Below are 6,294 nucleotides of genomic sequence, written 5' to 3' on the forward strand. Positions count from 1 at the left end.
GGAGTTCCTAAATAAGACGGGGCTCGGGCTTTTCTGGGCTGTGGCAGGTGAAAAACTGTGTGCGATAGCAGGGTCCATTGGGCCGGGAGCCACGAATCGCCTGAGCGGTGGCTTCCTCTGGACGGGCTCAGGGATTGAAGGGACGCTACGATCTGTGGAATGCAGGACGTTTCGGGACGGTTAGCGGATGAGGCCACAGACCGTTCGAGTCCTGACTGAGGCGGCTATGCCCATGGGCGGGATCAGCTGAGGTACAACACAACATAGTCACTCTCGTGTCTTGTCTGTTTTGGGGGTCAGGCTGTTCAACAACCACCGAAAAGAAAACAGAACGCTTGGAGATGCTCTCCCACCACCCGGATGAGGTGCTTGACCGGCGGGTTGGAGGCAATGAAGGGATAGAACGCTAAAGGGGGCAGGGGAGTACCCCGCCCCCGCGAGGACCACACTCGCGCGGGCCCTCGCTAGAGGTTAGAGCGACCCTGGCCCTGGCTGTTTTGTTCCAGCGCTTGCTCGGCGTGGCGGATCATTACCTTGATTGCCAGCGATTTTCCTTTTTAAGTCATGAACATTTGATTGTCGTACAGGCCGTACTGCTCGTAGCCCTGCGCCTGCGCTTAGGCCAGGCCAGGCAGGAGCGGGTCGGAGGGCTGTGTGTTCCATCCCAAAAAGCGGTATCTTCACCCTTAAGTCATAAGCGGATGTCTAGTGGCACTTAGCCCGCCAGCCGGGGCCGGAGGCGGGGGGTCAACGTATATGCCGCTGGGGGTCCAGCCCTGTGCCTGCCAGAAAGACATTCTAGAGACCTCCGTTCTTCTCAACTTTGGCGTGGTAGGGATATTTTGATTTGCTTCTGCAATTCGCGGGGAAAGACCGCGTTGTCACAGCGTTCCTGTACGAACAGAAGGTTCGCCACCCGCGTACGAGACAGGCGCTGGAAACGGCGTTCAAAGGGGCGACATTGAGGTCGTTGCACTTAAGAGTGCCGAACTGGCGCTTTCCGGGAGGCTACTAGCCGGCGGGACGATCGGGGAGAGGGAGGCCGAAACGATAGCGGCCAGCGCGTAACGTGGATAGGTAGCTGTGATCAACGACCGGGCGGCTAGGGAAAAAGCGAGGGGGTTGCTTCCCGGGGTCGTTTCACCCGATGTGCTAAGAACTCCCGTTGCCAGGGGAATCCGGACACGGACCGATGCTATGATGGTAACCGATAATGATCAGATCCGCCGGCAGATGGTTGCCGCCGTTCGGTCTAGACCATGGCGAGGGTGAGCAGGGGGGTGAGCGTGGTTACGTCGACTAGCATTATCCTGCTGGAGATGGAGCAGCTGCTACCTGCTGTTTCCGTGGGTGTCGCGGGTTCGCGTCCCTGAGGCGACGGCCGTCACCTGTTGACGGAGGCATTGCGGCATGCTGGAGTGGGAGCCGCCCTCGGTGAAGGGGCTGCGGGAAGCAGCAGTAGGCGTGCCGCCTTTGGGAGGGCATACTGGTGCGGGCCTGAGTACTCGAACCTATGGCGGGTATGGACGTGTGGAGATGGTGCGCGGGGGCGGCTATGGTGAGCGTACTGAAGGAAATTTCCGCCATGGCGTCGAAATGTCTGCACTGAAGGAGCATTCGACCGGTTCGGTGGGAGTATCGGACGTCGGTGTGCGTGGCGAGCGGCACGGGTCGTTTTTGAGCAGGCGGAGTGGTTCTTTGATCGGCTGTGGTATGTAGCCCGGTCTGGTGCACATGCGCCTTCATTTCGTTACCGACGAAGGAGAACTCCATGACGAAGCGATCGCCGTCGCGTTCTTTCATGCCCTGGGGTGCGGTCTGGTCGCAGACGGTCGTGGGCAGTGGGCTGATGCCTCTGCTAAGAATCCAACGCTCACCCGCGAGCGTCGAGGGGCTTGCAGCGGTTTGGCCGGGCGCCGGACCAGGTGCGTGCGCTGAAGCGGGTGTTCCTGCTTGCCGGGTTAGAGTGGGCCTTCGGTTCGGGTTTGGGTTGGGGCCGTGCTGAGGTGGTTGTAGGCTTGCGGGCGGGAGGCGGAGGCAGCCGGAAGTGACGTGTTACCGTCGGGGTGAGGCGGGCAGTCAGGCTTGGGGATGAGGAACTGGAGCTTGAGCAACGTTTTTTCCGTAGTAAGGGCGGCGGAGCGGAACCGTTGCTGGCGGAAGGGGTTCCTGTGGACCTTTCTCGTGGCAGGGTGCGAATCCAAGGACGCCAGGTCGGCCCGCGGCACATCCTAACGGTCGACTCGGCTCCGACGGTACCATGGGGCTCCTTCCGCTCCTGAGCAGGGCGGGGCAGCCCTGGCCTTTTGGCCTTCCCCGGCATGTTCGACATGACCGGGGTGGCTGGCAGCAGGGGTCCAGTGAAGCCTTTGCAGGAACAACATTGCCGAGCACGTGCTTGGTGACCCGGACTGGGGCATGAGCCAGTGGGTGCTGATCCTGTCCGGGCACGGGCAGCATGGGGCGGGGTACCGTGGGGAGACAGTCCCTGTTGCATGAGTTCGCGGCAAGGAGGTGCACGGGGACGTGAGAATCCTGGAGGTAAGGATAAACCGCTTCAGAAGCATTCAGAGTGCTGAGTTGTGCAACTGCGGCAACCTTAACATACTTGTAGGCAAAAACAACTCCGGTAAATCCAACATTCTTTCCGCCATCAACGCCTTTTTCGAGGCGATACACGGAGGCAGGATTGCAAACCTTGAGCCTCCGGTTGGGCAGGACGGGATTGACTTTTTCAAAAAGGAAACCGATTCGCCTATCGAGATCACTTTGGTTCTGGTTCCTACCGCAGATGACGTCCGGGAAATGATCCGGGACATCGTTGAAGAAAGGCCCCAAGTCAGGGCGGTTGCAGAGGCGCTGAATATGCCGCTGGCACTTTCGGTGACTCTTACAGTGAAACACTCGCCGGCATCGTTCGCCTATGTCAGTCAGGTTTCGGTTCGGACGAACGGAACAAGTAGTGAGAGAACGATACTCCGGATTGATGAGGGCGCGGCCGCCGAGATTTACACTCGTCTGATCAGGGCCGGGAAGGCACGCTCTGAGGCCGCGAGCCTCGAGGGCTTGCTGCGTATCGACCCTGAAGAATGGGAATTCTTAGCACAAAGAGAGCGGAGAGTAGGGCTGCTCCCCCACAGGCTCCGGTCGCTCCAGTTGCGGCCAGACACCATGAAGTCGTTGGAGTCGCTCAGTGCAGGTCCTCTCTCGTACGCCGATTTTCGGAAGGGGGTTGAGGCACTTATAGCGAAGGAACTTGAGGAAGCGGAGGCAATGGAGAGGGAGCCGCTCGGCCGGAGAGTGACTACCTTCTCTGGTGAGGAGTCGGCCATACCAGGTTACGTGCAGAACCTGCTTCGGAAAATATCGCGCGTCAGGGTGTTGTATGTACGCGAGCAGCGGCAGCCCATAGGAAAGGACGAAGCTCAGCAACTGCTGGATCTGAAAGTGACTCGCGGCGGACCGGATCGGCTGAGATCCTTTCAGGAAACCGTGCGTGGTTTGCTAGGGGTGACGGTCGACGCCTTCCGGGGGGGACCGTCACCGGCGTCGCGGCGAGAAGCGGCAGCCGAGATGGATGTCGACGAATTCCTCGTGGAAGTCAACGGCTCGGGCATTCGCGAGGCGCTTAGGCTGATTCTGGACGTTGAGTTTAAACAGCCAAACGTCTTGTTGATTGAAGAACCAGAAATCCATTTGCACCCTGGACTTGAGACGGTCGTAATGGACTACCTCAAAACTGTCAGTTCAAAGTGCCAGGTGTTCCTTTCCACGCATTCAACCAACTTCTTGGACAGGAGCGGCTCCGGCAACATCTACATGGTATCAAAAGAGCAGGCTACGACCATCCGGTTGGTAGACTCTGAGGAAGCCGAGGCTGAGGTTCTCGAGCAGTTGGGCGTCAGGCTGAGTTCACTTCTCTTGTTTGACCGTATTCTGTTCGTGGAGGGTCCGTCGGATGAGGAGGTGTTACGGCACTGGGCCAAGGCACTCAACGTCAACCTCGCCCGGTTGAACGTGGGCTTCGTGCACCTAAGAGGAGCCCGCAACTTTGGGCATTTCGCTGCTGCGGAAACCCTTAGCTTCTTGAGAAAACGCCAGGCCCAAATGTGGTTTCTAATCGACCGTGATGAGCTAGATGAGTCGGCGATCGAAAAGCTTCGAAATACCCTTGGGGATTTGGCAGTCCTAAAGGTGCTCGAGCGGAGAGAATTGGAGAATTATCTCGTCGTACCACGGGCGATCGCGGCTTTCATACGAGAGAAAAGGTCCGGCCTTGACGGAAAAGGGGAGTCGCAGGCTCCGTCACTCGAGGAAGTGACGAAAGCAATTGACGAGTGCGCCGACCAACTCAAAGAACTGGTGATCGAGAAACGCGTAGCGAGAACGCTGTGCAAGCCAATCTACCTTGATCCCTTCGGCACAGACGGGGATCTTCCCTTTGGGGAACGGGTTGTCCGTGAGGTTCAAAGGGCGGTTGAGGTCCTAAACGGGATACAGACGCAACTGGAGCATGTCCGTGAGCAGAACGCCAAGGAGGTCGATGAACTTTGGCCCCGCAATAAGATGGCCCTTGTACCCGGCAGCGTGCTTCTCGACAAGGTGTGCAGCAGGTTCGGGGTACGATTCAGGAAGCGCCGGGATGCCGGTCGACTCGCATCACTAATGGCTCCTGACGAAATTGCAGCGGAGATGCGGGACTTCCTGACCGCGCTTGCTGGCACGGGCGGCTAGCGTCAATGTTGTTACGTTCAGACGCACAGGGTTGATGGCATTGCCTGCCGGCAGGGGCCCAGCTCACGGTATTGCCGGGGTACCCAAATTGGTACCGAAGGGGGCATCGGCGGTGCGGAGAACTTTGGGATTCAGGGGGGTAGGCTGCTATGTCGGTCGGAGGAAGGCTAAGCAGGGAGGACGTGGAGGTGCTTCGCAGCTTCGCGAGACTGGCTGACAGGCTGGCGAAACGACGACTTTGGAGGGAGGGGAGTCGCGAGCTAAGCGTGACAACTCGGTACTGGAAGGACGAAGAGGGTCAGTGGTGGGAAACGCAGGAAGCTACCTTTCCCGACGAGGAGCTAGTGCGTTCAGCGCTGCTGGACATCAGAATGGTTTACGCGCACAAGGAGCGCGCAAACTTCAAGCGTGTGTGCGATCTCTTGCGGCAGAAGGTCAAGTCGGTTGAGAAAGAAGTCGATGCTTTGAGAGCACAATACGATCAAGCCTTGAGAAAATTCGATGTGATTGAGATACACGGAGTTGAGGGTTGCAAGACGCCCGAGGACGCTTTTAACCTTTGGCTCAACGCCCACTATTTCCATGGGGATCCTAAGAAACGGGCGGTGCTTGACCAACTAGAGAATGCCTTAGGGGTGGAATTCAAGTTCGTGTTCCTCAGTGTTGCGTTCGGTATCGCGGAGTGCGCAATTGCCCTAGGCGGAGTCGTGTCCAGTGTGCTCCGGGAAGAAGGTGTGATAGTAGGTGCCCCGTCTGCAGGGGCCAGTTGTTCCCCATAGCAGACACGAAGAACCGGTCTGGTTGCGTCACGACGTACGTGCCTCTGCAGGAACCGCTGCCGAGGGGCCGGTGCCTGTCGAAATGACTTCGGGGGGATCAATGGCTGTTCCGCACTTAAACGGCCACCGAGAAGAACACCAAAACGCTCGGAGGCCCTCTCCCGCCACCCCGCATGAGGCGCTTGACCGGCGAGTTGGAGGCGCATGAGCCCGACTTTGACAGCGGAAGGCCGTTTTCGGCCCCCCGACGGGCCGAAAATGCAGCAATGACGCCATTCCTCCCTGGCGAAAACGAAAAAGCGTGGTGAGAAACTTTTTTGTTTAAGAGCTTGTGCTGCCGCGGATGAATGGGTAAAATGGGGGTGATAATGGGCGAGGGAGGCACCAGCCATGTTCGCCAGGGTCATGACCGTCAAGCGCAACGGCCGTACATACCGCTACCTGGCCATTGTGGAGTCATACCGCGAGGGAGGCAAGAAAAAGCAGCGCCAGGTCGGCACTTTGGGCAACATCGACCGCTACAGCCCCGAGCAGATCAGGAACCTGATCGAGAAGTTGCAGGGCTTTCTGTCCGAGGGTCCCCTGGGAACGGTCAAGGATCTTGAGACGCACGAGGTGCGCGAGTACGGCGTGCCGTACGTGGTGAGTATCCTCTGGGAGCGCCTGGGGCTTTCCGAGTTCATCTCCTCCCGGCTGTCGGACCGGCAGGTGGCCATCGACGTGGACCTCTGTACCCGGGTGATGGTGCTCAACCGCCTGATGGCCCCGCGCAGCAAGCTCG

The 6,294-nt window shown here is 58.7% G+C and carries 4 protein-coding genes; all 4 read left to right on the forward strand.

The window, feature by feature from the left end; genetic code table 11:
* Positions 1–1,410: 1,410 nt before the first annotated feature.
* Positions 1,411–1,719 carry a hypothetical protein gene (locus AB1609_13745; GenBank protein MEW6047522.1) on the forward strand — a complete coding sequence of 103 codons (309 nt, stop codon included), beginning with the start codon at positions 1,411–1,413 and terminating at the stop codon, positions 1,717–1,719.
* Positions 1,720–2,526: 807 nt separating this feature from the next.
* On the forward strand, positions 2,527–4,734 hold the full coding sequence (locus tag AB1609_13750) for an AAA family ATPase (protein ID MEW6047523.1): 2,208 nt from the start codon (positions 2,527–2,529) through the stop codon (positions 4,732–4,734).
* Between the two features lie 149 nt (positions 4,735–4,883).
* Entirely contained in the window at positions 4,884–5,513 is a 630-nt protein-coding gene (locus AB1609_13755; GenBank protein MEW6047524.1) for a hypothetical protein, read from the forward strand.
* A 390-nt stretch (positions 5,514–5,903) separates the two neighbouring features.
* On the forward strand, positions 5,904–6,294 hold a 391-nt coding region (locus tag AB1609_13760), incomplete at its 3' end, for a transposase (protein MEW6047525.1).

This window comes from Bacillota bacterium (assembly GCA_040754675.1).
Lineage (GTDB): Bacteria > Bacillota > Limnochordia > Limnochordales > Geochordaceae > Geochorda.